A 26,198-nucleotide genomic window follows, 5' to 3' on the forward strand; every position below is an offset into this window, starting at 1 on the left:
GTTGATTATTTTATAGGTATATTTAATGCTGTTTCTAATTGTGCTTTTTTTGCAATTACATTTAACATAGACTGCACGTAATTGTTTTGCTGCGTGTATAATTGATTTTGTGCTTGCGACAAATCAAAACTGGTAGATAATCCCTCAAAAAACTTTATTTGTTGTTTTTTTTCGATTCTCTCGGCTAATCTTAAGTTTTTTATTGCAGTTTCATAGTTTTCAATACTCAATTGATACTGACTCATTGCTGTTTGAGCTTGTAAATCCAATTTTTGCTTAATTTCTTGCAATCTAATTTTAGTATTCTCTAATTCAATCTGAGCTTGAGCTGTTCGAGATTTTCTTCCAAAACTACTGAAAATAGGTACATTTAAAGAAACACCTAATAGGGAGTAATCAAACCATTGTTGCTGACTATCAAAAAAAGTAAAACTGTCTGAATTTGCATTAGCCCCATAATTTAAAAAAGCTGACAATGACGGCAAGGCTTTACTTTTTTCTAATTTCACTAGAAGCTCATTCGCTACTTTGTTGTTTTCAGCAATTCTGTAGTCAATATGATTTTCCAAATTAAACTTTTTAGAAAGTAATTCTAAATCGGTATTTCTAAGCACTAATTCTTCGAGATTGTCCGTTAATGCTAATTCTTTATTAATATCAATTCCTAATGCAATATTCAACATTTGATAGGCGATACCTTTTAACCTTTTAGTATTATTTATGTTACTTTCTAGGTTTCCTAGTGTTATTTGCAACTGTTCAACGTTTTCTTCTTCTGTTAAACCATTTTCAAAAATCTTCTTTGTTTCGTTTAGGTTATTACTTAAAACTCTTTTATTACGTTCTAAAATTTCTAATGTTTTCTCTGCCACTAAAACATTTCCATAAGCATTTACAACAGCTTCTCTTGTTGATAACTCTGTTTTCTCTTTTGCTTGTTCAGAAATTTTTAAATAGGTTTTAGCAGATTGTAATCCCACTAAGTAAGACCCATCAAATATTAACTGACTTAAAGTTACAGAAGCATTTATACTTTGTTTTGTTCCAAACACTAGGGGAATGAATCCTTCTGGAGGCACAGGTGATCCATTAGCCGTTAGCCCAAAAAATTCTTCTACCGTTTGAATTACAGATTCTCGGTTGTCAAAGGCCGCAGCAGGAAGTAAAGAAATCTGTTGTTTTAACCAATATTGATAATCTACCTTACCATTTATTTGAGGTAACCCAATAGTTGTTGTTTCCCACTTTCTTTCCTTAGCCGCGTCAATATTTTTTGCTGCAACTTTATTATCGTAATTATTTTTAATTGCATAATTAATTGCATCTTCCATGGATAAATGCAACACTTTTTCCTGAGCGTTTACTATTATGCTCACAAAAAATAATATAAATACATTTTTGATGTATTTTTTCATTAGTTCTGATTTTGATTGATTATTTTTAATTGTTTCTCTAGTTCTTTAACTCCTTTTTCAGTAGCAATAGCTCTTATGTGATATTCTAAAATATTGTATTCAATTTTTACTAATTCTTGCATATTCTGACCATAAGTATCGGATTCATAAAATCCGAAAACCAATGTAAAATAAAACTGAGTTGTTAAACTCAAATCAATATTCGGTCTATACAACCCTTGTTCAATACCTTTTTCTAAATTGTCTCTATTACAGTCCTTAAACATGGATACTTCACGATCCATTGCAGTTCTATATATTTCAGGATAATACTTTCTCAATTGGTGCATCGGAGAGTCCTTAGCATTTTTAAACATTTCTTTAAAAATAGCTTTGATTGCGAACTCCTCTTTTATTGAATTATGTTTCTTTTCTTTAATAAGAACGATAGTTCTCTCAATAGATTTATGAATCTCTGTACAAGATGCATCTACCAACGAAACTTTATTAGAAAAATGCTTGTACAATGTTTTTTTTGATATTCCTAACTCACTGGAAATATCGTCCATCGTAACGCTCTTAAAGCCTAAATTTAAGAACAATTCTCCAGCTTTGTTTATAATTTTATCTCTCATAATCCGATACAAAGGTACACAAGGAAACTTTAGAAACAAAAAAAGTTTCCTTGGTATTAATGATTTTTTAACATTGAATTTACCCAGTTCCTTGAATTACTTTATTTTTGCACAAAAACTTAACCTTTGGACTTAACTAAGTACTTTCAGTCTTTTATTTCTTATTTAGAAGCTCAAGACTTTAATAGAGAACCTAAGAATTTATACGAACCTGTTGATTATATATTACAACTTGGAGGAAAGCGTTTACGTCCTCTGCTAACTTTAATTGCATGTGATGTAGTTTCTAATTCATACGAAAAAGCCTTACCAGCTGCTATGGCGGTTGAAACATTTCATAACTTTACTCTAATTCATGATGATATTATGGATGAAGCTCCATTACGAAGAGGTAAAGAAACTGTTCATGCGAAATGGGATGTAAATACAGGGATATTATCTGGTGATGCGATGTTAATTTTGGCATATCAGTACTTCGAAAATTACGAACCTGTCGTATTCCAAAAACTAGCTAAGCTATTTAGTAAAACTGCTTTAGAGGTATGTGACGGTCAGCAATTAGATGTGGACTTTGAAACAAGAAACAATGTAACAATACCCGAATACATTAAAATGATTACTCTTAAAACATCTGTTTTAGTAGCCGCAGCTTTAAAAATGGGAGCTATCGTTGCTGAGGCCTCGGAAGAGCAAGCAAACGGATTATATAATTTCGGATTAAACTTAGGTATTGCCTTCCAGCTTCAAGATGATTATTTAGATACCTTTGGTAATCCTGAAACGTTTGGAAAACAAATTGGAGGAGACATTATTGAAAACAAAAAGACATTCTTGTATTTGAAATGTTTGGAGCTTGCGAATGATGTGGACAAGGATAAGCTTGAATTCTTTTACAATCAAAAATTAGACGACAACTCAGATAAGATTGCCGAGGTAACTAGAATATTCGAACAAAATGATATTCCTGTATTAACTCAGAATTTAATTATGGAATATACAAATAAATCTTTTGAAGATTTACAAATGCTAAACATATCAGAATCAGCAAAAGAGAGTCTAATTAGTTTTGGAAAAAACTTAATGACGAGAAAAGTATAAAAAAGCCTTTCGGATTTGAAAAAAGTTTTTATTTTTGCAATCCATTTTACTGGTCCTATAGCTCAGTTGGTTAGAGCACCTGACTCATAATCAGGGGGTCCATGGTTCGAGCCCATGTGGGACCACCTTTAAAGCTTCACTTTTTGTGAAGCTTTTTTTGTTGCTAAAAAAATACGTAAAAACCTGTCTTTAAGAGTTTTAAACTTCGACTCATTCTCCTAAATATCGAAAATTACAAAAGAAAAAAACAATAATCATGCTATGATATTAGGTTAATACATAAATTCGTGTATCCCGAAATTGGGCGAAATAAATTGAAATTAAACTATTTTTTACGAATTATTTACGAATTATTTTATGCAGGGTAAAATTTATTTAAACACAAGAAAAGGACAACAACTTAAGAATGGTAATTACCCTTTAGTTTGCGAAATAACTTGGAACAGTAACCAAAAACCTTTCTCTCTTAAGATGAATTTTCCAAAGGAAGAATGGGATTTCAACAAACAACTCCCTAAGAAAAACAAAACTAAACAACTAATTGTCAATAATAAAAGAAGTTTATTGGATAGTTTACTGCTTAAATCTCTTATTGACTCCTCAATCGATTTCAATTATATAAAAAATGCACTAACTGGTAAACTTGAACTAGGTAACTCTAATTCTACTAATTTAAAAATAGATTTCATAAAATTCGGATATGAATTAGCCGAGATTAAGAAGAAAGAAGTAAATGCAAAGGGAATAGTTAAAGAAGGAAATGGAGAATCATACATAACAGCTCTTAATCAGTTAAAAAAGTTTAAGAATCCAATTTATATCTCAGAAATAGACTATAAATTACTATCAGAATTTAAGAATCAAAAATTAATACTTGGTAATAAAAAAAACACCCTTAAAGCTTACCTTTCTGCATTAAGAGCTATATATAACGAGTGCAAAAGACAACACAAATTAAAATTTGATCACAATCCATTTGAAGGAATATTCACAGGTATAACTGTAAAGAAAAATAGGACTAAAAAAAGAAACATATCGAAGGAAGCTATTAAAATTCTAGAATCCCTTGAAGGGAACTTCGTAAAAGGACAACAGGATTCCATTAATTTATTTCTTCTTCAGTTCTACTTTGGTGGACAAGATCTAACAGATATTTATTATTTAGAGAAAAAAAGTATTTCCAACTTGGATAGAGCATATTTCATGCGCGGTAAATTGGATGATGGCGGATATGAATTCGATTTGAAAATATTTTCCAAAACCAAAAGAATATTAAATCAATTCTTAAGCCGCGATAATTTTGTTATTCCTGGAAGAAAAGACTATAAAGGTTATACTAATTTTCGAAAAAGAATAAATGCAAACTTGAAAAGAATTCAGTTAAGGTATAATCATCATATTGATAATATTGAAAGAATAACATCTAAGAAATACCATAAGTTAGAATTACTACCCCTTGGTGGTCCTATTACAACAAAAGTTGCAAGGCATACATTTTCAACAATTGCAAATCGAATGTATGTTGAGCCAGATTTGCTCCGTTCACTTATGGGGCATGAAAGAGACCATGTTGATACAATATATAAAGATGTTTACCCCGAAGAAGAAAGAGATAAATATCACTTAAAAATTATTGATACTTCCGATATTCAAATTAGTAAATTTTATATATATCAATTAGAATATTTAAATTCTGAAAGGAAAAGAAATTATAAGTATAAATATTTCAAAAACATACCTTCTCAAAAGAAATTAATTGACACAAATGGAAAAATCTATATTGAGCCAAACTATTTTAAAAGAATATTTTTAATAGAAAAGTAAATTTAAGACGTAAGGTTTGTAACATAAAAAACAGAGTGTTCTAAAAACATAACTTACCCATATATAGGTAGAGTCTTAAAATTTAAAACATTAAAATTAAATAAACCTAGTTTTTAGAATTCTAAGGGAAAACCCTTAGGTGAAATTCAGGGTATTTCTCGTTTGTAAACAATTAGGGTTACCATTAATTTTGGTACCAATAAATTTAAATAGAGGTTTTTTACAGTACTATTTTTTTATTAATATTGTCTTACAATTAACACCCCGAATCAATAACCAATTATAATATATGATGTAGAAAAGATATTTAAAAAAATTGTAATCCTCTATAACCCTATTTATTATAAAATTAATTATAACACAACAACTGTGTCATAATAGATTATATACTAATTTTACTATAATTATTAACATTTAAAAATTATAGTAAAATGAAAAATTTATTTAAAAGAACGGTATTAGTATTAGTAGTAGTATTTGGTTTAATCACTTTAAACAGCTGTACTGATTCTAATGAAAAACTATTAGATTCAAATGAGCAACTTATTAATAAAGATGAAGTTGGCGATGAAGGAGATGAGCAACAAGAAGGTGGTAATTAAAACTTTAATTATTGGTTCATTTTTCCTTACTTTATTAGGTAGCACTTTTATTCATGAAAAGTTCCAACCATTAAAAAAGTGGGAACCTTATAAAACACATTATAAAGAATATAATAAAATAATAAAAGGCACTAACAATAAACGTTCAGAATTATTATCAAAGTTAGAAAATGGAGAATTAGATGTTCCAAATTTTATTATAGCTTCAAAAAAATTAGAATTAAATAAAAAATCTTTACTAGATGATTATCATTCTAAGAAAAAACAATTAAAAGGCGAATATTCCGTATTGGGTTATTCGTCTTTTCGAATTTTTGCCTACGAATTTGGAAGATCATATCTTACACTTGGATTATCACTTATACTGCTTGTTTTAGTGTTGGTACCAGGAATAATAAGTGAGTTTAAGAACGTTTTAATAATTGGATCTATTGGATTTATTTTCGTGTCTACCTTTTGGTTATACTTTGCACTTTTTATTAAGACAAACTATAACATTGTTGCTTATGAATATGGTCTATTGATTGCATCAGCCTTAACAACATTAATTGTAATCGGGCTATTTTATATTTACAAGTTTGTTGAATTAAAGAAAAAAGAAACACGAAAGGATTTACAAGAAATGATTGATAGTGGTAAGGAACTCGTGGATTTACTAAAAACAACTTAAATGAATTCACTGAAATCAATAACCCAAGAAATAAAATTCCTGATTAAGGATTATAAATTAGGAAAAGTCTCTAAAGATATAGTTATTATCAAATACATTAAACTTCTTAATGATTTAGAAGCATATAAAGGTAGTAACAATGAAACTGTAATAATTCTAAGACAAGCACTAAATGAAATTGTCCAAAAATTTGAGAAAGAAAAGCGTTTGTCGGATTTACTTGAGGAAGAACTAGAGAAAGTACGAATTAATAGATTAAAGGCAGGTCTGATCTAAATTAGTACTCTTATGAAATGAAAACTAAGACGGACATATTTATTTATATGTCTATCATTCATTGCCATTATTTTCAGTTGTAATCGGGAAGTGTATTATGAACTAATCGTTACTTCCAACCAAAAGGACACTATTGTTTATGCCCTAAAATTTGAATCTTATCGAGAAAATTAATCAAACTCTTCAATCCTAATAAAAGATTCTATTTTAATTGAAAGTAAGAATATATTAGAAAGAATAGTTGATTTTAAGAGTTCAAAAATGGGATTTGATCCTGTCGAAACACACTATCAATACTTAAATGCGTTTTGCGACTTCATAAACACGCTTAAAGGAAATTTTGTAATAATTGACCTCGATCCGAGTATAGAATTAGACATTTAGGATTGCCTTCTTTTCGCAGAAGAAGCTTAATAGTTTAAATTTTCGAGTCTCGATTAGTATATTCCCTGTGAATTTCATTTTCACGTTCAGCTAACTTTAAATTCAACCAAGTTTTAAACAAACCATGATTTAATAATGCCTTTTCATGGTTTAAAATCAAATCATCAAGAAACAAACTTTGTTCCTGACTTAAGAGTTCAGAATCTACTTTTTCAGTTATTGTCAACTTTTTACCTCTTACTAAACTTTTATAATAATCTATGAGGATATCTTTTGTTTTTCTTCTTGGATTATCTACATTTCCATTCAACAACTTTCTAAAACCAGCTTCACTCGCACCACTAAATTTATGAAGCTCGTAGGCAGTTACACCCTTGTCTGTTAGATATTTAAAAGCTACTTCGAAAGTAATATTGTCTAAACTCATAAAAAAAAGTTACGTAAAATGTTGTAAAGTACGATAAAGTGTTGTAGATTTGAATAACAACATAAACAAATATATATAAAAAGTGGTATTAAATAGGGTCGCATATAAAAGAATTTACAAAACTAATAAGATAGACAGGTTGTCTATCCTAAAGCAACAAATCAGCTCCGCGATCTTAGGCTGATTGTTGCTTTTTTCAATTCCATTAAAATGATAAGATCAACAAAACACATCAACAAAAAACCACCAGACAACAACAATTGTTTATACAAAAACAAAGCGTGGTATAAAGCATAGTTTCTTCATTCAATTTTTAATTAAGTGAGTAAGTAGTTTCGGAAGGGGAGCTATTAAGGTTAGTTAAATTAAATCCGTAAGTGCAAAGGTCGATTTTCATCGACCTGGGCTCTTACATCCCAAAAACAAAAAAAATGAGCGGTAAAATTTCATCTACAATAGACACATATTCAAGGAAATATCAAAAAGAAAAAGGTAACAAAGCTTTAAATATTGCCAAAAGATTAGAAAGAAAACTAATCGAAGAAGGAAAAAGATGGGTAAGAATAGATAATAGAACATTAGTCTTAAGAAACTAGAAACATGATTGATCAAAACTTAGCTTCGAAACTGTCTGAAATGGGGTTTGTACTCCTTCTTGAAAAAGATCTTGATAAGTTAGTTCAAAAAGCTGCTTCTAAGAATATTGTTGATGATCGTCATAAATACATCCTTAAGAAAGATGTTATTGAGAGATTTCAAGTTACAGCTTACTGGCTTGAAAAACAATCCAAAGATCCTGCAACAAAATTAAAAATAATGTATGGAGAACATAAGAATTCTAAAATAAAATATAACGTGGAATCCGTAAAAGAGGAATTAGCAAGACTAGCAATATAACAACAATATAATTTTAATAATTATGTCCAAAAAAAGATTTATAGATACATCTACCTTGCCTAAAGCTTGGCGTAAACTTGAGCCTAGGTTAAAATTAACATGGTATTGGCTATGGAATAATTGTGATCCTTCAGGAGTATGGGAAATTGACGAAGATTATTTTGAATTTGAAAACGGTTATAAAATAGACATTCCAAGCTTGACTAAAGCTTTACCAACTTTTGTTGAAGCTTCAGAAAACATGATTCTTTTAAAAAATTATATAGTAATTAACTATTGTGATTTCGAAAAACTTAATAAAAATTATAACCCACATAAACCACTTTTTAGAGCTTTAAAGAAAAATAATATAACCTTAAAAAAAAGCTTAAATCAAGCTTCCTTTAAGCTTGAAGAAGAAGATGAAGAAGAAGATAAAGAAGAAGATGTAGATGAAAAACGAAAAGGGGGTATGGGGGAAAAACCAAACAAACCCCAAAGTCAAACACTCGAAATTGTAAAAGAAGCATCCGAACCAGTCCTTGTATTACCATACAAAAGTGATGAATTCCTAAAACAATGGAATCTATGGAAAATGTTCAAGAATAAAGAATTTGGCTTTGGTTTTAAATCTATCATATCAGAACAAGCTTCTCTTAAAAAATTATCAGAATTATCAAAACAAGATGAAAACATTGCAATTGCAATCATTCATCAAAGTATTGAAAATAATTGGAAGGGATTATTTGAACTCAAAAATCATTCAGGCAATGAGAAAATTAACAACAACAGGAGGGTCGAGTATAGCAGCGATTTCAAACAACAAGTTCTTAGAAAGTTACAGTCTAAATAATTGCTTAAAGGTTTATAAAAACTTAGTGATTATCGATGAATGTTTCTCAAGTAAATCTCCAAGTTTAGCTACAATAATTCGAGAAAAAGGGCACCAATTTTCGGAAGGTTTCCTATCTGCATGGTTAATAAACCTAAACGAAATATTGAATTTAAACAAACCTATGACTGAAACACAGATCATTCTGTGCGTATCTGAAATACTAAGTAACTACAACTCATTAAAAATTGCAGATTTAACCCTTTTATTCAAAAGAATAATGGCAGGTGAGTTCGGTGAATTTTATGAAAGTATTTCAATACCAAAAGTCCTAACATTCTTCCGCACCTACAATGAAGAAAGAATGAATAGAGCGTACGAAATAAACAACGCAAAACATTTAGAACATAAATCGAACGATCCTATGAACATTTCCAAAAACGTGAAAAGGATTTGGAAGGGTACACCTTCTAGTTAAATAAAATCAAATTAAGATGGGCAAAAGTAAAGACATCAAAATTTCAACAAGTCAAATAAGAGAATTCTGGAAATATGGTATAAATCCCATAACTGGGTTAAGACCTCCCGAATGGAACTTTAATAAAAGTAGAAAACGAAAAAAACAAGTATTGGTCAAATGACAATGAGTATACCAGAAAAAAACTGTAATAAATCAAATTGTAACCTAACACTATTGGTTGTTGATGGCTTTGACATATACGAGAAGACAATAATACAGTGTATAAACTGTAAGCAAACAATCAAAAACAATGAAATCAATAATTCAGACTGTAATCAAAACAATTATCAATAAATACAATAAGTTCATTAATAATATTGAAGTCGAGTATCAACAAATAAATCCCTAAAATGCAATTAGAAAATATACTTACAAGCTTAAGATTAGTTACTATTCTAGTATGTTGTTACATATTCGGATATGCCTTTAAAATTGGGTTTCTATTCTACGAAGTGCTAGAAGAAAGTATTACGAATCCAAGCGCTAGGACAATAACATCTTTTTTTAGTGCAATAATAATTTCAGCAGGTCTACTTGTAGCTTCTATTCACACAAAAAGTAAAGTGATGCCTGTTTTCCTATTTTTATTTGATGTAATAATGATGATGATTATACTTCATGCCTTTACCAACAAAGGGTTAGAACTATTCAAATCGGTTTTTATTAGCACACTATTTGCACTAATAGGATACCTTTTAATCAGCGTATTTGTAACGAAATATCAGCAAGAACTAGCGATTCTTAAAACTAATCAAGCAAAACATGAGCGTTTACTAGCAAAACAACAGCAAATGGTAGCCCATAAATGCGTCTGCGGTAAAGGTTTTCCTTCCAAACAGGCCTTAAGTGGACATCAAAGAAGTTGTAAAATATACCAACAACTAAAAGACCAAAATAACAGCTAAAAAATGACAACAATTGCAGTAAAAAGACATAAAGATGGATTCAAAATTGCGAGTGATTCACAAATAACTATTAACAATCAAAGAAAATGGTATACGGACAATTACTCATCCAAGAATTTAAATTCAAACGGTAAAATCTTCCGTATTAAAGGTGCAACGATTGGATATGCTGGTATAGCATCTCATTTCTATTTGTTACAAATGTTTTGTGATAAAAAACTTCCAAAAATGAATAAGTCAAACATAATTAATTGGTGCGTTGAGTATAAATCATTTGTTATCGAAAAAATGAATATAAAACCAGCCGAAGTTCAACTTAGCGCATTCTTAATAAAAGACAATAAGTGTTTTTTCATAAGTTCAAACTTAACTGTATATGAAGTAGAAAAGTTTGATGCCACTGGAAGTGGTGCATTTATAGCATTAGCAGCAATGGAAGAAGGAGCTTCTGTTAAGCGGGCTGTGAAAATAGCAATTAAATATGACCTCGGTTCAGGTGGTAAGATCCATTCCTTAAAAGTAAAGAACGAATTACAATAAACTATTACAAATTATAAAAAAAGACACTAAGGTTTTAATGATCAAGATTTCAATTGATGAAAGAGTCTAAAAAAAATAAAAAAAATAAAAGTGATGGTATTTGTATTTCTCAATTATCAGATAAGGACTTGAATACTATTGCTGCTATTTGGAGTAGCAGAAGAAGTATGCCAAATATTCAATATAAGAACATCATGAAAAGAGTTAAAAATGGAAATATAGAATTATTTGATTTACCATTTTTTATCTGTAGAGACCTACATCGATTAGGTTATAAAATTCCAGAAATTCAGTAGGTTCTCCGATACCTAAAAAACGGAAAAACGTTCTTTGACATAATTGTGGTGAGAAATATATAATTATTACTTTTATTTTTATATTCTTTAAAAAATATTTAAAAATGAAAAAGATAATTACAGCTTTACTTTTGACCCTTCTTTGTAGTTCAACATTAATAGCTCAGAGTTTAGAGATAAAAGAAGAAATTATTGATGTTAAAGAGCATTTTAATTTCAAGGGAAGAATAGATTTAACAAAATATTATTTATCTCTTATTAAAGATTTGAAAATTGATGAAATTGAAAATCTAACTATATCAAAATGGGATAATCGTGAATGGTACATTAATCATTTTAAATCAGCATCGGATTCAATTAAAAAACACGGTGTTCCCTTAAAACCAAGTATTATTAAAGTCGTTAAGAGTTTTACAGGGGGGGTTAAGAAACACGAGTTTTTTGTAATTGAATATTACTTTAATACAAAAATGTATATTGAAGAAGAGTCTGTAGGGGTTTCTTTTTATTTTACTCCAGCAATTGGATTCGATAAAGTTTTCAGTATTCAGTTTATAGAGCCTATTGATTTGAGTTTATTTGAAGAATAGAATCAGTAATTATTTTTTACCGCAAGACACCTTAATTAAGGTGTTTTTTTATGTCCAAGATTTAGTAAAAGAATTATAAAATAAGAGTAGAATAAGTGATATTAAAACAAGGAACATTATTCAGTGGTATTGGTGGACCAGAATTAGCAGCTCATGCAATGGGTTGGGAGAATGTGTTCCATTGTGATATTAACGAATTCGGTAAGAAAGTAATTAGCCATTATTGGCCCAATTCAATAGGACATGGAAATATCAAAGAGACAGATTTCAATATTTACAGAGGACGAATCGACATCCTTACTGGCGGGTTTCCGTGCCAACCTTACTCAGCAGCAGGAAATAGACTTGGAAAAAAAGATGATCGCCACCTCTGGCCAGAATTCGCTAGAGCAATTAGAGAGATTCAACCACGTTGGGTCGTGGGCGAGAACGTTCGCGGGCTTGTTAATTGGAATGGAGGTTTGGTACTCGCAGAAGTGCAAGCTGACTTGGAAGCTGAAGGCTACGAAGTACAATGTTTTTTATTTCCATCTGCAAGTGTCGGAGCTACCAATATCAGAGAAAGGATTTGGATTTGTGCCTACAATGGCAGCATGGGACGGAAAAATGTACAAGGTGACAAAGGAAGCAGCTCTTACGAGATTGAAAACTCAAAAGGGAGAAGCTCGAAAATCCAATGGAGGGAAAAAGAAACAGATGTCCTGGATCCATCACGCAATACTTTTTTACAATTTCAAGAAATGCACGGGCAACCCGCAGTTTTCAATGTGGGCGATGAACTTTCCCCCGAATTGGACTTTATTACCGTTTCTAAATGGTACGAAGAAAGTCTTACAGCGGGAGGAAATGCAATTAATCCTAGAGCAATAATTCAAATATTTAAAGCGATAGAGAAATACGAACAAATTAAAAACAAACAGTAGATTCTTAAGTAATAAAGTAAGCCGTAATGAATAACAAACCAAGTATTATCAAAAAAACTAAAACACCCTTGGGGTTTTCTTGGAAACCTTGAAATGAATCGAAAAAAGGAAGGAAAGGTGCTAGAAGAATTAAAAAAATGAAATCTCGAATCTTTTTCATAAGCAAATATAAATAAAGTAAAACAGTAGTTAAAAGTCATCATGGAAGCTAATATCATCACCTGGATCTGAAGATGGTCCATTGTTGTTTCCATTCCCTCTGAAAAGGGAAATGATGAAAGCTACAACTATCAAGAAAATGATAACAAACCAAATACTTACTTCTGTTTCTTTTTGAGCCATGAAGTAAAACTAGTAAAAACAAAATAAATTAAAAGAGTAGTATGAGTGATTTAAGATTACCACTAAAAACTAAATGGTTTGATATGACTAAAAACGGTATCAAAACAGAGGATTATAGAGAAATTACTCCTTATTGGATTAAAAGATTAGTTGATAATGATATTGATTTGACAATAGATGAAATAAATATGGGGCTATGCGCTTTAAGAGATGGACATACTCAAGATCATGTATATAATGTTTATGGTTTTTGGTTCAAAAGCTTCACTTATAATATAATGACATTAGGTTATCCAAATGCAGATGATAAAGATCGTATAATTCAATTTGAACATAAAGGAATTGAAGTTGCTTATGGTAATCCTGAATGGGGTGCGGAATCAGATAAATATTATTTCGTAATCAAGCATGGTAAACAAATTAAAAACAATCAGTAGTTTAATTATTCTTCTTCGTTTTGTAGTATTTATATACTACATGGATTAAAAAGCCAATAATGACAATAGAAAGATAAAAAGGAAGATTAAATAAAAACATGATTCAAAAATACAAACTTTAAAAACTGTAGTTATCAGAATCTATTGCCTCCATTAGAATTTGGGAAAAACAATAATAAAACACACTTGAGATTGTAAATGAAGATTCTATAAGTTCTATTCTTTTTCATTCTCAAATATAATAAAAACAAGCTTGTAATATTTATTATCGAGTTTATTAACCAAAAATTAAAAACACATAAATGAATAATCTAGTAATAACGATAGTCACATTAGCAATTCTAGCATGTTTTCTTATGTATAAGCTATATCTGAATGAACAACAATACAGAAAGTATTATCAACAAGAGTTGGAAAAGGAAAAGTATATTAACAAAGAGATGTTGAATGAGCTAATTAATAAGCTTTGAATTATTTATAAAAAAAGAAACCCACTCAAAGATTGAGCGGGAAAATTGCTATGAAAAAGAAACTTAGGACGTCTCCTAAGATGGTACGAAATTAGTCATTAAAATATCAATAGCATAATTAATTGAAGATAAATAACAAATCAACAACAGTTGTTGATTTTTTGTTTGCAGCCAAATAAAGAAATGAAATTAAAAGAACCATGTTATGTTGCCACCAAAAAAGATTTATTCAAATTATATCGTAAACTACCTGATGTATTTATTAGGGAAACAATCAATGATATTATTTCTAAATGTAGAAATCTAGAATTGGAAAAAGCGAAATATTTAAAAACTATCACCCCAATAGAGTTTCGTTTGTTTGTAGAAGAAGTTGGTGAAGTGTAAAACTCACGAATCTTCATAAAAACTGATGAAACTTCATCTATCTTCACGAATCTTCACGAATCCTAATTCGTGTGTAAAAATCTGCTTCATATTTGCCTTGTATTTCAGTTTTAACAAATGAGCATACAGGCAATAAATCAATTATTATATAGACCGATAAGTCGTACTAAAAAATATGACAAGTACTTTCCAAAAGTATCTTGTCAATCTACATTTTTGAAAGAAACGACTACTACTGGAGGATTAGAGTTAATTAATGAATGGTCCAAAAAGTACGCTTATCAAACTGAAAAAATTTCTAAAGAACTAAAAGGAGAAACACTTCCGGAAACAATAAACAACATATACAATTGGCTCTATAATTACTTACAATATGATGCCGATGGTTACGAACAAAAATTGAAATCACCAGCTTGTAGCTACCACATGAGATTTGATGGAATTGATTGTAAATCGTATTCACTTTTTGCTTCATCAATATTATCAAATTTAGGAATAGCCCATAAGTTGCGAAAAGTCGTGCAACCTTCCGATCCAACAAGATGGAGTCACGTATATGTTGTTGTTCCATATAAAAATCAAGAATTGATTATCGACGCCACCAAGTCAATCAACACAGAAGTAACAAAATTAAAAGAATTTGACATGGATGTAAAAGACGTCAGTTTGCCATATTACGGTATGAATGCCGGGACAAAATTACCAACAAAAAGCATTGATAATGCTGTTAGAAATTTTGTTGTTTTCTTATCAGAACTCAATAAAAAAGGAGTTTCAATATTAGTAACCAATGCTATTAAAAAAGACGTTCGTTATTTTGTTGATCGTGGAATTGAACCTAAAATTTCTGTTACGAATGATTTTTTTCAAGTAAACGGAAAAAGACACTATTACAATATTTCTTCTCCCTCTGGATTAGGGTTTGTTTCTTTTGATAGTATTACTTCTTTAGTAGATAATATTGGTATTGGAAACATAATTGATCGTGGTTTTGGTCAGGTTTTCGATAATGGTTTTGATTTAAGTTGTTGGGGCGCATCTTTTCCTCCTTCTATTGCAAAACCTCAAACTGCCGAAAAAGTCAATGACATTTTTACAAAATATAATCTTCTAAACGTGGTTAAATCCAGAGATTTAAACGCTACTAAAAATGTCGTAAATGAAGTAATTGCTCAGTTAACCTTCGGTAGAAATGATAGAAAAGCAAATATTGATAGAGCTAAAGATTGCACCAAAAAGGGAGAAGAAGTATCTTATAAAATCTTCAATAAAGCTTTAGAAGATTTATACACAGCTTTAAATAGTGATTTCAATGTTCAATATAAAACTCATAGCAGAGCGATTAGTTTTGAATTTCGAGGAGGAAGTTGGACTAGAACCTACTCTGTAAAAGATATTGCAACAATTCAGTTTAAAAATACAGCACCAGGAAGCGGAGGCGGAACTTCAAATCCTTCACCTGGTCCTGTTGATCATTCAAATACCATACCACCAAAGAAAAATAATAAAGGAGTATTAGCGGTTCTTGGAACTGCTTTAACCGGAGGCTATTTATTATTTGCTTAATACATAAATAATTAGAATTAGAAATATGAAATTAAAATTCAATAAGAATAGTATGCAGGATACTGCTACTGTTGGAGTGGGAACAATTGCGGGAACGTATGGCTCACGAGCTTTAATGGCTATCGCTCCGAGTGAGTTTAACGAGCCATTAATCAGAGGAGTTTTAGGAATTGGAGGTTTTGCTGTTGGTGGAGCTTTACAAGGCAAAGGACTAGGAGTAAATCTTGTGAAAGGTTTTTTAATGGGTGTTGGATTAGACAACACACTTGGTGCAGTAAATGAGCTTGTAGCTCCATCTTTACCAGCGGATTCAGGCACTCAAAGTCAAAAGATTATGAGAGCAATGTTTGGTATGAATTCTCCAGGAGAAATAAAATATACACCGACCTTAATGATTCCAGATGCTTCTTCATGGGGTGAAAATACTCAATTATCAGAGCAGAAATTCAACTTTAAGGTTGCTTAATTAAGTAAAGTATCAACGAAAAAAATAAAATATAGAAAAATGAGAGACTTAAGCTCAAAACGTGTATTAGTAGAAATTTTAGAAGAGAATGGTAAAAGATTAACCAGTCAAATGGTTGAATCTGCAACCCAAGGAAATATACGTTTTTTAGATAGTGATCACTATTTAAGAAAGGCCGTAGTGGGTGGTTCAAACCAACAGTTAATTGATTCAGAAACTAGAATGATAGATGGTGTTTCTACATTTAAAGGAACCCAATTTCAACATGATAGAGTGGAGATTATCGACAAAATCAAAATCGGTTATGATTCTAATGCTAATGAGAATCATGAAGGATTTGCAACCTATCAAAAAGCGCTTCCTGGTATTTTTAGAAACGCTAGATTAAAGATATCTCAAGGAAGTAAATTATTAGGGGATTTTCCATTATACCGATTAGGGAATAAATATACTGGGAATTCCATTGAAGATGATTTTAGAGTTTTAACACAACCAATTGTAATTGTTGGTGGTGTGGACTTTGAATTGGAGTTAATTTTTCCAAAAGGATATAAGAGTAATGTTACGGATTACGAATATTTAGAGATAGCAACTTCGGGTATTAGTGTATTTAGAAAGGATTCTGTGTAATTCCTTTAAAGGTTGATTTTTAACACAAAAGCTCATAAGCTTCCTTATGAGCTTTTTTAACACATTTTTTATGATAAAGTTAAAACATACGGTTGTCAATTTGACGATTCCTTCAGGAGATAGCGTTGATGATGCTACTCTAAAATTAGAAGAGGGTAATGTTGTTGCTTGCGCCTTATTTAAGAATAATGATCCGAGTTCAAATGTGAACGTTAAGATAGAAGCTAGTAACTCAGATGAGTTACATCCTTTTGTCTCTTACCAAGAATATCAGCCAACAAATGGTAATCATTTTGACAGTAGAAAAAGACTTTATTTTTCTGGAGGGAGAGAAATTAGAATTTTCGCTAAATCTAATACTCCTTTAACAGATGAGTTTACTTTTCAAATGATTTTTTATATCGATCAATCTAAATAACAATGGAATTGAAAGGAAGTTTAATTGAAAGAGTTATCAAAAACGATGAATCAATTTCGTTAGAAGGTTTGAGAGATGTGTACTTCAAAAACCTTGAATCAACACCTGTTGATATTGGTTTATTAAAGTTGCTTGGTTATGAAGATACTTCCTTTGCCTCAAATGTTACTCTTGATCAAAAGAATTTGCAAATCAGTTTTGATACTACAAAGGGAAACAAGAAAAAACTATACCTAAGAGCTATTAAAGTTACTGGATGCATTTGTAGAGAAGAATAAAACCACCACCTTAATTATGAATATACAAGATATAGAAAGCATAAAATACTTTTTAAAGAGTAATCCTAAACATTCCATTGATGTTATAGATTATGAAATAAACAAAGCTTTAGAGAAAAAACTAAAGTATGCTGATTTACTTTCAAAATACGGTTCTTTAGAAGAATTAATATCACTGTATAGATCAAAAGGTGTATCAAGATTATTCATTCAGAAGTTTAAACCTAACGGAACTTCAAATCTACGTGTTGACAAACCTAGGCAAGTTGCTTTAGAGAATACTAAAAATTTGGTGGTTAATGAAACAGCAACAAATGGTGCTATAGTAGAACCTACTTTAGCACCAGCTGTTTCTACTTATCCAACATCTGTTGTTAATCAACAACAAATGTTGGGCATGAATGGTTCATTTGGAATGAATGCATCTGAATTAATTTCATTACATACCAAGGCAAGAATATTGCAAGAGCTTGAGAAGCAAAATGAAGAGTTAAAAGAAACATCTAAAAAGTTAATTCGTAAGAATGAAGAGCTGGTCGATGAAAATAGAAAACTTCAAACTGAATTGATGTTTTCTAAAGAGCGAAACGAATTAGAGATTCTAAAATTAAAGCTCGAAGATAAACCAGCTATAGAACCAGAGACATTAAAGGCTCTTTTAGATGTAGGAAAAAACATTGTTCCAGCGATAATACAAAAGCAATCAGCTAGTGCATCGGTTACTCCTGGTATGAACGCTTCATATGTAAACTTATCAGAAATTAAGCAAGGATTAATCTCAATGGTAAGTTCTAAAGAGTTTACGGATCAACAGACCAATGATTTGGTATTGTTGGCAATTGGACAACAACAGAATACTGAATTCGCAAAAGAATTAAGCGATTTAGTTGTAAAGTATAATTTAAAAGAATTGATATAATGCCGTTTCAAATAGAAATTGATGGTAAAAACATCGCAGATAAACATAACAGGAAAAAAGCAATAGAAACTATTCTTTCAAAAACAGACACGGAAGGATTACAAATGTTTGCTAACTTTTTAGAGAATCCAAAGGCATTGGGTGCATTTAAAGAAAACTACAGTTTCTTAAAATCTTTTGTTTCCTAATTATGGGTAATGCAAAACAAGGTTTAAAGGGTGTACCCGTAGCATTAGTTGCTAATGAAATAGCAAATTCTGATGAAGGGAAAAAAACTATTGGTCAATCAATTAATGCGGCTAAAATGATACTCGTTTTTCTAGGTTCTTTAGCGGCTGTTCGTTATGGAGTGTCAAAGTTTAAGGACCTTAGAGCAGATCGTTTTGCTCGTGAAAATGTTGGGAATCCAAATTTAACTGCTGCCGCTGTTATTTATGAGTCCTTTACAAGAGTAGGTTTTCCAGATTCTAGTGTATTAAGTTATTTGATTCCATCGATTAATATTTCTACCGATGAATCTGCTTTATTTAGTATTGCTAGTCAAGTCACTAGTGTAAAAGATGTATCGGAAGCTTATTCCATTCTCTTTAGAAGAAATCTTTTTACTGATATCAGAAAAGGACTTGATACAGATGAGCTGAAAACATTTTGGAACATTATTAACTCTCCTTCCGATAATCAAAATCAGCAGTTATTGTATCCATTAGGAACGGATTTGTATTCGGCTTCAAAAAGTATGATTACTGTAAATAAAGCAGTACAAGATGCCAATGGTAATTGGCAAGGAACAGGAGAATTGTATGGCACTTTTGAATTTAGAGAAGATGTAGGTGAAGTTATTGCTCATGGTGTTTGGGCTTCTAATGATGGTAGAAAAGAAAACTACTATATCATAGAAAGAGGATGGTTTATGAAAGATCAAGGTGTTGTCTTACAGCATCAAGTAACAAATAAAAAAATTTAAAAGATGGCTATTAGAGTTGCAAGAATAATTGATGATTTAGGAACACCAATTCCAGATGTTCATCTAGTTAATACCACAACAAGGCAAGGAGCATTTACCAATTTCGATGGAGAATTTAAGATAGAAGCCTCAGACAATGATATTATTGAGATTTCTCATATTGGGCAATCAGGTAAAAAACTCAAAGGGAGTGAATTAACAGGAACTATCACCTTGTTATCATCGGATGAATTTCTAGACGAAATTGTAATCACTTCAAAAAAGAAAAAGAATGGATTATTTGCCTTGGGAATTATTGGTTTGATTACAGGGGGAATTTATTTAGTGAGCAGAAATAATAACGTGGAGAAGGTAACCTTGTAATGGCTGATTTTAATCTATACAAACAAACTGCTTTAAAGTTTGAAGGAGGATATCAAAAGCTTTCTTCTGATCCTGGTAATTATAATTCCAGAGGTGATCTTGTAGGTACTAATATGGGAATAGCTGCTACGACCTACGAAAAATGGTTGAATAGACCTCCTACGGTAGAGGATATGAAATCAATCACCGTAAGTATTGCTTCTGAGATTTATAAATCATGGTATTGGGATACTGTAAGAGCTTCAGAAATTAATTCGCAAGCTGTAGCCGAGAACATTGTGGATCATGCTATTAATGCTGGACCAGGAACTATTGCAAAAATAGTACAAGGGATATTGAATAAATATTACAAGAAAAACCTTGTGGTTGATGGAGCTATTGGAGCAAACACAATAAAAGCTATAAACGCTGTGGCTCCAACAAAGCTATTTCAGAAAATAAGTCAGTACAGATTGGAATATTACAATTCTTTGAATAATAGTGATTGGATTTCTATCTGGCATAAAAGAGTAAAATCTTTAGCCGATAAGTTTGGGATCCTCATTGAAAAAAAAAAGTACTTGGAGCATTTGTAGTTATTTCTATAGCCTCGTTAATTTTTATAAAAACAAGACCCAAAAAAAATGAAACAATACCTAATTGAACATTTAGATCATGTTTTGGCATATGTATTTGGTGCTGGTGGTCTTTTATCTGTTTGGATAGAAAGGAAAAAGAAAAAGACAGATGCATTATCAGGAATGCAAGCAGCCTATGATAAGTATGTAGAGGATTCCGATCAAAAGTTTGAAGCAATGAAATCCGAGGTTCTTACTTTAAAAGAGAAGTTAGAAGAAGTAGAAGCTTATTGGAAGCAAAAATATAGTTCTCTTAAAAAAGAGTTTGATACCTACAAAAGAACACATCCATAATAACCGGTAATTATAAAAGTAATGGAAGAAAAGAAAAACGAAAAATCAGAAGCATCAAATAAATATGGTGGTCTTTTTTTATTTGGAACTATTGTAGCTGTGAAAACAGTTTTTAAAAGAAAAAAGTTAATTGAATTTATTGATACAGTTAAGTTCAACTTAAGAATTAAGCAAGTAGCTAAAGGAAGAGCTATTTTAAACATTATGCCATTAACTTCCCTTAATGTTCCCTATCCGATCAAATCAATTGATATTATTTACAATAAGGAAAGTTTAGCCGCAACAAATTCTAGTTGTGATTTGAATAACCGAATTGTTGCTAATTCGAATATCGATATTCTCTTTAACGTACTTTCTCCTGATGTTACAGAAAGTATTCTAGAAAATTCAGAGTTAGCTATTACTTATAGCTTGTACGGATTCAGTTTTAAAAGGTTATACAAACCTGTTAATATCTTAAAAAACAACAATTCAACAACAGTTGTTGATACTATATCAACATGTGGTTGTTCTAAGAAATAAATATGGGTAGGCAGATAAGTATAGAGTTAATTAATGGTGTTACAGTAGTTACATATGTGAAAGATGGTAAAACATCAGTTCAGTCCACGGCTAAGTCAAGGGATATTATCGCAATTAACGGAGGTATTCAGATAATGCCGGATAAGGATGAAACTAGTTTTAACAATGAGAAAATATTAATCAGTGAACTAACGGATAATTTTGGTACTTCAAATGGTGCAGAACTCGTTAAAAAGTTTGCTGAGTTGGGTTTTTTTAAACAAGGAGGTGGTGGGGTGAGTGAAATAGATGAAGGTTGTTTTCATCTAAAGGATAACACTTTAAAAATGTGTAATCTTAGTACTAGTTTTAATAATACTCCATTAGGAATGCCCAATGGGTTTTTACCGAATCGAGTAATTGCTTTTGTAGAATTACCTGAGTATCCTATTTGTAATATTCGTTGTGTTGTACATGTTGGGTTTACGAAATTATTCCAAAATAATACTAGTACCATTGTATCTCCATTTAAAGCGATCATTAATAGTACAATCATCAATAAAGATGAATGGTTAGCCTTAACTCATAAAACAGATACTTACAATTTCGAAACTGTCAGTTATAGTGATGTGAGTTCAGATTTAGAAAATAGTCCTTTAAATTTTCTGGAAAAACTAAAGAACAATGATTTACTAGATACTCCAGAAACATTAGTAACTGATATTGGTGTCGTTTATCCTAATTCAGAGCCTTTGGAAGTTAAGACTGGTTTTCTCCCAGATGGTAGAAAAGGAATATTCTTATATCTCCCAAAAACAGTTTTTGTAGGAATCTCAAATTCCATGTTTGTAAACTTATCAGAACTAGAAATTACGTTTGACAACATGGAAGGTTTTGATAAAAAATTGTATAAGAATTTTCCGCAGATAATTTTGAGTGATGAAGTTTCCTTAGGACAATTTGAAAATAGAGAAATAACACATTTTTCAACAGTTGTTGTTGGTCCACCTATCGGATTTTAAAAGTTAACTGGTTCAGAAAAAAAGCTACAATGAAAATTAATTTAGATTTTAAGATTTTAAAATATCTACTGAGCAAAGCAAAAGTAGATTTAAACTACAAGAAAGAAACAAGAGAAGTTGAAAATACTTCTGGGAATAATGCAGTTTTACCATATCCTACAGCAACTACTGCTGGTCTTTTACAAAGAAATGATCGAAGAAATTTTAATCCGACATTACAAGATGCAGGTAATACAGGAACATATTCCTTTACCAATGCTGGATCGTTTTACGAGAGAGTCGGTAATCTAGTATATTTTCACATAATCCTTACCAATATTAATCAAACAGGAACACCGAGTAATACCTTATATATTGGAGGTTTACCTTTCTCTGTTACAAGTACTTTATCATACCCTTTTTCAATCGGTGGATTTACAAGATCGAATGTTAATTTTCAAAATTTAATAGCACGTTCAAGAGGCGGTAATGCACCTGGTTTTGATAAAAAAGATATTGTATTTGAATATTCTGATTCCTTATCTGATTCTATAGGTCAAGGCGCTAACAACTTTATGAAATCAGTATCATTTACCAATGGGATTATAAATGTTTCAGGCTGGTATCCGATAACTTTTGGAAGTAGTGATTATGTAAACTAAAATCAGAATGAAGAAAATATTAATAGGAAGTGCTATTGCACTGACAACCTTTACCGTTAATAAAGCCAAGAAAACAAAACAGATCATTAATAGTCTTAAAGTTAAAATTACCAAGTTGAGAGTTGGAAGTCTTGCTTTTAGCATGATTAAGTTATCCTTGGATTTAACAATCACAAATGAGAGTAGTCATGATTTAGGATTAACCACCTTTAAGCTTTTGAAAATAAAAGAGATTAGATTCTTCAATAGAAAGAACAATCAGTTTTTGGCAACTGCTTTTGTTGACGTGCATGATTTGAAAATTAATGCGAATGATTCCTTAACACTATATAATATTCCTGTTGAACTCGAAACAAAAAATGTTTTTGAGAATTTATCCATTTTCAAAGGTGATCTGCAAGAAAACATAAAGATTGTTTTGATTCTAGATACAATGGGGAAACAATATGAACTTAATACCGAAAACTTTATATCCTGATGGTAGCAGATTTTATCAATCAATACAACGCACTCGATAAAACAACTGTTGAGAGAGCAAAATTAGTTGCTATAAATTCTAAAGCAGAATTACTTTCTTCTGTTTCTCCAACAATCCAAGAACTATTTACTAAAACCAAAACGATTCTTGAAAATTCTGATGCTGATAAGTTTGAAATCAACATATCAAGTAAATTGTTGAAAGAAAAGATTTCACTTGATGATTCAGAAATCAAAGGGCTTGGTATTCCGTTGATTGATCTGCCTGAAGATATCGGTTTAAATGGAAAAGTGTCTCAGTCTGATATTTACCAAATGATTACGGATCAAATGATTCAGATGATTGAAGAGGCTTCAGGTAAAAACTGGTTACAAAGTTGGAAGGCAAATCCTTTTATTACACCACTCAATTTTATTTCTAAAAAGCCATACAGAGGAATTAATCACAATCTACTAACCATATTTGGGTTTCGTACTTTTAAGAATCCGTACTTTTTAACTTTCAAACAAATTGAAAAACTAAAAGGAAGATTAAAGAAAGGAAGTAAGGGATATCCTGTGATTTATTATACCAGATTATTCATCTATGAATCTGTTGAGGAAGGATTAAAATTTGCTACTTATGATGTCAGGAAATTTATCATTTTCTTAAAAGTCAATAAAAGCAAAATTCGACTGTTACGTGAATCAAAGTTTAGTATTGAAGAATTGGTAGGGCAATCATACATTCCAATTATGAAATACTATAAAATCTTCAATGGCGAAGATGTAGAAAATATTGATTTTAAACTGGAAGAGCTAAGAAAAAGTATGGTGCGAAATGATGGTGAAAAGTTACAAGTTGCTGAGGCTATTATTAAAAACTTTCCGGCACCAATTCCTGAACTAAAACATGGTGGTGATAGAGCATTTTATACTCCTGGGAAAGATTATGTGCAAATGCCAAAAATTGAAAGGTTTGATACGGAATTAGATTATTACAGAACCCTTTTTCATGAGTACATTCATGCTACGGGCCATGAAGAAAGATTGGATAGAAAATTATCAATGGATCAGGAGCAATATGCTAAAGAAGAATTAGTGGCTGAATTCGGAGCTGTGTTTTTAAGTGCTGAAGCTGGAATTATTTGGAGAACAAATAAAAGTCATGCTGAGTATTTAAAAGGATGGAGAAATGCTTTAAAAGACATAAAGAAAGATAATAAGTTAATTTTAAGAGCTTCTTCATTAGCGCAAAAAGCAACGGATTATATCTTACAACGAGACAAAGAAGGAACTCCGTTGTACTTAAAGAAAATGAAAAAAGAACTCTCTAAAAAAGAGTTTGATTTTTCGTTTAAAAAGTTAATCTCTGAGAAAACAATTTTCTCACATGTAAACAAAGGCTATAATCTAGAAAAGATTAGTGATGCTCTATTATCAAAAGCCTATGCGTATAGTTTACTAGCAAAACATATTCTTAGCAATAGTAGAAATTACCCTAATTATAAAAAATCATCATTATTAACAGAAGCAGGAAAAACTTCTTTAATTAAAAAGATGAAAACAGAAATTGAAAAACGACACTTAAAAATTGCGGTAAACTTTTCCATTCCGAAACAACAAAGAAAATCAAGACAATTGGAATTAGGATTAAAAGGAGCGGGTGATGTTCTTTTGGATCTAGAAACCAACAACCAACCAACAATAGCAACAACTGTTGTTGCTCCTGTTGTTATAAAAGAAGAAGAAACTAAGGTACAAAACAACAATTTAGAAACTACTGTTGACAATATTTCATCTACTCCGGTTATAGACATAACAGAAAATGAAGAGTTAAGTGAATACGAAAAGAAGATGCAAAAACTTGGCTATGTAAAAGCTACTTCGGCTCCAAAACAAGCATCTGGAATTTATAGATTACCAGGAGAAATTGGAAAATTTCTACAGAATATCCAACCGTATAAAGAACTGATCATTATCAAAGGAAATAAACACTCCAGTAAAAGTCAATTAGCTATGCAAATAGCTAATGGCTTTGGAGAACTGAACAAAAAAGTGGTTTATATTGATTATGAACAAGGAGGAATGGAATGTAAGGACACTATCGATTCTCTAAATAGAAATACAACTCCCCAGGGAAAAGGAAATATTTTAGTTAAAGGTTATGTTGAAAAACCAATGGAAGAGTTAAAGGCGATAAGTCAAATTAACGATGTTATTGTTGCCGATTCCGTTACCGATTTAAAGATTACAGCAGACCAATTAAACGAGTTAAGAAATCAATTTCCAGAAGTGATTTGGGTTTTCATTTCTCAGGTAAAGGAGAATGGCAGAATGTACGGAGGAAATAAAATGGCGCATAATCCAACTAAAATCATTTATTGTCATAGTAATAAAAACTACGAAAAACGTTTTGCAGAATTAGAAAAAAATAGAGGTAATAGTTTGGAGGTTACCTATAATATTTTTGAAAAGAAAGCAACTTTACCTGAAGAAGAAAGTGGGGATGATATAATTATCGATTTGTAAACTTTGCCTTTCTTTTGTTCATTATAACACCCTATTCAGTATTTCTGTTGGGTGTTTTTTTGTGTTTACAAAAACTATTTGGAGTTAATTAAATTTTCAATAC

General features: G+C 30.8%; 36 protein-coding genes and 1 tRNA gene. 33 read left to right on the top strand and 4 right to left on the bottom strand.

All coding sequences use genetic code 11. The annotated features are described in order from the left end of the window. Nucleotides 1-5 precede the first annotated feature (5 nt). Complete coding sequence (locus tag BTO06_RS00225) at nucleotides 6-1,415, bottom strand: TolC family protein (protein ID WP_100923385.1); 1,410 nt, start codon at nucleotides 1,413-1,415, stop codon at nucleotides 6-8. Next, nucleotides 1,415-2,029 carry a TetR/AcrR family transcriptional regulator gene (locus tag BTO06_RS00230; RefSeq protein ID WP_100923386.1) on the bottom strand — a complete coding sequence of 205 codons (615 nt, stop codon included), beginning with the start codon at nucleotides 2,027-2,029 and terminating at the stop codon, nucleotides 1,415-1,417. The genes BTO06_RS00225 and BTO06_RS00230 overlap by 1 nt, the downstream gene beginning before the upstream one ends. Nucleotides 2,030-2,155: 126 nt before the next feature. Here BTO06_RS00230 and BTO06_RS00235 point away from each other — a divergent pair, with 126 nt between their 5' ends. The 6 genes from BTO06_RS00235 to BTO06_RS00255 all read left to right on the top strand — a co-directional run bounded on the left by BTO06_RS00235 (nucleotide 2,156) and on the right by BTO06_RS00255 (nucleotide 6,499). After that, nucleotides 2,156-3,127 carry a polyprenyl synthetase family protein gene (locus tag BTO06_RS00235; protein ID WP_100923387.1) on the top strand — a complete coding sequence of 324 codons (972 nt, stop codon included), beginning with the start codon at nucleotides 2,156-2,158 and terminating at the stop codon, nucleotides 3,125-3,127. A gap of 51 nt (nucleotides 3,128-3,178) precedes the next feature. After that, nucleotides 3,179-3,252 (top strand) — tRNA-Ile (locus BTO06_RS00240). A 232-nt stretch (nucleotides 3,253-3,484) separates the two neighbouring features. Further along, complete coding sequence (locus tag BTO06_RS00245) at nucleotides 3,485-4,951, top strand: phage integrase SAM-like domain-containing protein (protein ID WP_100923388.1); 1,467 nt, start codon at nucleotides 3,485-3,487, stop codon at nucleotides 4,949-4,951. 431 nt (nucleotides 4,952-5,382) lie between these two features. After that, nucleotides 5,383-5,553, top strand: a complete 171-nt coding sequence (locus BTO06_RS18280; protein WP_157811667.1) for a hypothetical protein — start codon at nucleotides 5,383-5,385, stop codon at nucleotides 5,551-5,553. Continuing rightward, entirely contained in the window at nucleotides 5,528-6,223 is a 696-nt protein-coding gene (locus BTO06_RS00250; RefSeq protein WP_157811668.1) for a hypothetical protein, read from the top strand. The genes BTO06_RS18280 and BTO06_RS00250 overlap by 26 nt, the downstream gene beginning before the upstream one ends. Further along, nucleotides 6,224-6,499, top strand: coding sequence for a hypothetical protein (locus BTO06_RS00255; protein WP_100923390.1), 276 nt, complete (start codon nucleotides 6,224-6,226; stop codon nucleotides 6,497-6,499). A 418-nt stretch (nucleotides 6,500-6,917) separates the two neighbouring features. On the opposite strand, the gene BTO06_RS00260 is transcribed toward BTO06_RS00255, so the two are convergent. Further along, on the bottom strand, nucleotides 6,918-7,310 hold the full coding sequence (locus tag BTO06_RS00260) for a hypothetical protein (RefSeq protein WP_100923391.1): 393 nt from the start codon (nucleotides 7,308-7,310) through the stop codon (nucleotides 6,918-6,920). A gap of 431 nt (nucleotides 7,311-7,741) precedes the next feature. Between BTO06_RS00260 and BTO06_RS18285 the strand changes: the two genes are divergently transcribed. The 9 genes from BTO06_RS18285 to BTO06_RS00300 all read left to right on the top strand — a co-directional run bounded on the left by BTO06_RS18285 (nucleotide 7,742) and on the right by BTO06_RS00300 (nucleotide 12,792). Further along, nucleotides 7,742-7,906 (top strand): hypothetical protein, encoded by a 165-nt coding sequence (locus BTO06_RS18285; RefSeq protein ID WP_157811669.1) that lies wholly within the window; start codon nucleotides 7,742-7,744, stop codon nucleotides 7,904-7,906. Between the two features lie 4 nt (nucleotides 7,907-7,910). Further along, nucleotides 7,911-8,207 (top strand): hypothetical protein, encoded by a 297-nt coding sequence (locus BTO06_RS00265; RefSeq protein ID WP_100923392.1) that lies wholly within the window; start codon nucleotides 7,911-7,913, stop codon nucleotides 8,205-8,207. A 22-nt stretch (nucleotides 8,208-8,229) separates the two neighbouring features. Next, the gene (locus BTO06_RS18290; RefSeq protein WP_157811670.1) at nucleotides 8,230-9,039 is read left to right on the top strand and encodes a hypothetical protein; all 810 of its coding nucleotides are present in this window, start codon (nucleotides 8,230-8,232) and stop codon (nucleotides 9,037-9,039) included. Continuing rightward, nucleotides 8,957-9,496, top strand: coding sequence for a hypothetical protein (locus BTO06_RS00275; RefSeq protein ID WP_100923394.1), 540 nt, complete (start codon nucleotides 8,957-8,959; stop codon nucleotides 9,494-9,496). The genes BTO06_RS18290 and BTO06_RS00275 overlap by 83 nt, the downstream gene beginning before the upstream one ends. A gap of 392 nt (nucleotides 9,497-9,888) precedes the next feature. After that, nucleotides 9,889-10,443: a C2H2-type zinc finger protein gene (locus BTO06_RS00280; RefSeq protein WP_100923395.1), complete on the top strand. Its 555-nt coding sequence runs from the start codon at nucleotides 9,889-9,891 to the stop codon at nucleotides 10,441-10,443. A gap of 3 nt (nucleotides 10,444-10,446) precedes the next feature. After that, nucleotides 10,447-10,983 carry a hypothetical protein gene (locus BTO06_RS00285; RefSeq protein WP_100923396.1) on the top strand — a complete coding sequence of 179 codons (537 nt, stop codon included), beginning with the start codon at nucleotides 10,447-10,449 and terminating at the stop codon, nucleotides 10,981-10,983. 56 nt (nucleotides 10,984-11,039) lie between these two features. Further along, nucleotides 11,040-11,279, top strand: a complete 240-nt coding sequence (locus tag BTO06_RS00290) for a hypothetical protein (RefSeq protein WP_100923397.1) — start codon at nucleotides 11,040-11,042, stop codon at nucleotides 11,277-11,279. A gap of 104 nt (nucleotides 11,280-11,383) precedes the next feature. Further along, entirely contained in the window at nucleotides 11,384-11,869 is a 486-nt protein-coding gene (locus BTO06_RS00295) for a hypothetical protein (RefSeq protein WP_100923398.1), read from the top strand. Between the two features lie 95 nt (nucleotides 11,870-11,964). After that, nucleotides 11,965-12,792, top strand: coding sequence for a DNA cytosine methyltransferase (locus tag BTO06_RS00300; protein WP_100923399.1), 828 nt, complete (start codon nucleotides 11,965-11,967; stop codon nucleotides 12,790-12,792). Nucleotides 12,793-12,981: 189 nt separating this feature from the next. Here BTO06_RS00300 and BTO06_RS18295 read toward each other — a convergent pair whose 3' ends face one another. After that, a complete protein-coding gene (locus BTO06_RS18295; protein ID WP_157811671.1) occupies nucleotides 12,982-13,134 on the bottom strand; it encodes a hypothetical protein in 153 nt (50 codons plus the stop codon). 41 nt (nucleotides 13,135-13,175) lie between these two features. Between BTO06_RS18295 and BTO06_RS00305 the strand changes: the two genes are divergently transcribed. The 18 genes from BTO06_RS00305 (at nucleotide 13,176) to BTO06_RS00390 (ending at nucleotide 26,095) form a co-directional block, all read left to right on the top strand. Continuing rightward, a complete protein-coding gene (locus BTO06_RS00305; RefSeq protein ID WP_100923400.1) occupies nucleotides 13,176-13,571 on the top strand; it encodes a hypothetical protein in 396 nt (131 codons plus the stop codon). Between the two features lie 653 nt (nucleotides 13,572-14,224). Continuing rightward, nucleotides 14,225-14,428, top strand: a complete 204-nt coding sequence (locus tag BTO06_RS00310; RefSeq protein WP_157811672.1) for a hypothetical protein — start codon at nucleotides 14,225-14,227, stop codon at nucleotides 14,426-14,428. Nucleotides 14,429-14,545: 117 nt separating this feature from the next. After that, nucleotides 14,546-15,994 (top strand): transglutaminase-like domain-containing protein, encoded by a 1,449-nt coding sequence (locus BTO06_RS00315; protein WP_100923402.1) that lies wholly within the window; start codon nucleotides 14,546-14,548, stop codon nucleotides 15,992-15,994. 25 nt (nucleotides 15,995-16,019) lie between these two features. Continuing rightward, nucleotides 16,020-16,460: a hypothetical protein gene (locus BTO06_RS00320; RefSeq protein WP_100923403.1), complete on the top strand. Its 441-nt coding sequence runs from the start codon at nucleotides 16,020-16,022 to the stop codon at nucleotides 16,458-16,460. A gap of 39 nt (nucleotides 16,461-16,499) precedes the next feature. Next, the gene (locus tag BTO06_RS00325; RefSeq protein ID WP_100923404.1) at nucleotides 16,500-17,090 is read left to right on the top strand and encodes a hypothetical protein; all 591 of its coding nucleotides are present in this window, start codon (nucleotides 16,500-16,502) and stop codon (nucleotides 17,088-17,090) included. A gap of 70 nt (nucleotides 17,091-17,160) precedes the next feature. Further along, nucleotides 17,161-17,508 (top strand): hypothetical protein, encoded by a 348-nt coding sequence (locus BTO06_RS00330; protein ID WP_100923405.1) that lies wholly within the window; start codon nucleotides 17,161-17,163, stop codon nucleotides 17,506-17,508. 2 nt (nucleotides 17,509-17,510) lie between these two features. Further along, entirely contained in the window at nucleotides 17,511-17,786 is a 276-nt protein-coding gene (locus BTO06_RS00335) for a hypothetical protein (RefSeq protein WP_100923406.1), read from the top strand. A gap of 16 nt (nucleotides 17,787-17,802) precedes the next feature. Further along, nucleotides 17,803-18,705 (top strand): hypothetical protein, encoded by a 903-nt coding sequence (locus BTO06_RS00340; protein WP_100923407.1) that lies wholly within the window; start codon nucleotides 17,803-17,805, stop codon nucleotides 18,703-18,705. Further along, the gene (locus tag BTO06_RS00345) at nucleotides 18,705-18,893 is read left to right on the top strand and encodes a hypothetical protein (RefSeq protein ID WP_100923408.1); all 189 of its coding nucleotides are present in this window, start codon (nucleotides 18,705-18,707) and stop codon (nucleotides 18,891-18,893) included. Before BTO06_RS00340 ends, BTO06_RS00345 begins: the two co-directional genes overlap by 1 nt. Nucleotides 18,894-18,895: 2 nt before the next feature. Beyond that, the gene (locus tag BTO06_RS00350) at nucleotides 18,896-19,669 is read left to right on the top strand and encodes a hypothetical protein (RefSeq protein ID WP_100923409.1); all 774 of its coding nucleotides are present in this window, start codon (nucleotides 18,896-18,898) and stop codon (nucleotides 19,667-19,669) included. 3 nt (nucleotides 19,670-19,672) lie between these two features. Beyond that, nucleotides 19,673-20,032: a hypothetical protein gene (locus BTO06_RS00355; protein ID WP_100923410.1), complete on the top strand. Its 360-nt coding sequence runs from the start codon at nucleotides 19,673-19,675 to the stop codon at nucleotides 20,030-20,032. Continuing rightward, nucleotides 20,032-20,607 (top strand): glycoside hydrolase family 108 protein, encoded by a 576-nt coding sequence (locus BTO06_RS00360; RefSeq protein WP_100923411.1) that lies wholly within the window; start codon nucleotides 20,032-20,034, stop codon nucleotides 20,605-20,607. Before BTO06_RS00355 ends, BTO06_RS00360 begins: the two co-directional genes overlap by 1 nt. Nucleotides 20,608-20,655: 48 nt before the next feature. Next, nucleotides 20,656-20,943 carry a hypothetical protein gene (locus tag BTO06_RS00365; RefSeq protein ID WP_100923412.1) on the top strand — a complete coding sequence of 96 codons (288 nt, stop codon included), beginning with the start codon at nucleotides 20,656-20,658 and terminating at the stop codon, nucleotides 20,941-20,943. Between the two features lie 21 nt (nucleotides 20,944-20,964). Continuing rightward, on the top strand, nucleotides 20,965-21,465 hold the full coding sequence (locus BTO06_RS00370; protein ID WP_100923413.1) for a hypothetical protein: 501 nt from the start codon (nucleotides 20,965-20,967) through the stop codon (nucleotides 21,463-21,465). A 2-nt stretch (nucleotides 21,466-21,467) separates the two neighbouring features. Continuing rightward, complete coding sequence (locus tag BTO06_RS00375) at nucleotides 21,468-22,466, top strand: hypothetical protein (RefSeq protein WP_100923414.1); 999 nt, start codon at nucleotides 21,468-21,470, stop codon at nucleotides 22,464-22,466. 29 nt (nucleotides 22,467-22,495) lie between these two features. Continuing rightward, the gene (locus BTO06_RS00380; RefSeq protein WP_100923415.1) at nucleotides 22,496-23,107 is read left to right on the top strand and encodes a hypothetical protein; all 612 of its coding nucleotides are present in this window, start codon (nucleotides 22,496-22,498) and stop codon (nucleotides 23,105-23,107) included. A 7-nt stretch (nucleotides 23,108-23,114) separates the two neighbouring features. Further along, a complete protein-coding gene (locus BTO06_RS00385) occupies nucleotides 23,115-23,585 on the top strand; it encodes a hypothetical protein (RefSeq protein WP_100923416.1) in 471 nt (156 codons plus the stop codon). After that, the gene (locus BTO06_RS00390; RefSeq protein ID WP_100923417.1) at nucleotides 23,585-26,095 is read left to right on the top strand and encodes an ArdC family protein; all 2,511 of its coding nucleotides are present in this window, start codon (nucleotides 23,585-23,587) and stop codon (nucleotides 26,093-26,095) included. The genes BTO06_RS00385 and BTO06_RS00390 overlap by 1 nt, the downstream gene beginning before the upstream one ends. Nucleotides 26,096-26,198 lie beyond the last annotated feature (103 nt).

The sequence above is a fragment of the Tenacibaculum sp. SZ-18 genome, assembly GCF_002813915.1.
GTDB lineage: Bacteria > Bacteroidota > Bacteroidia > Flavobacteriales > Flavobacteriaceae > Polaribacter.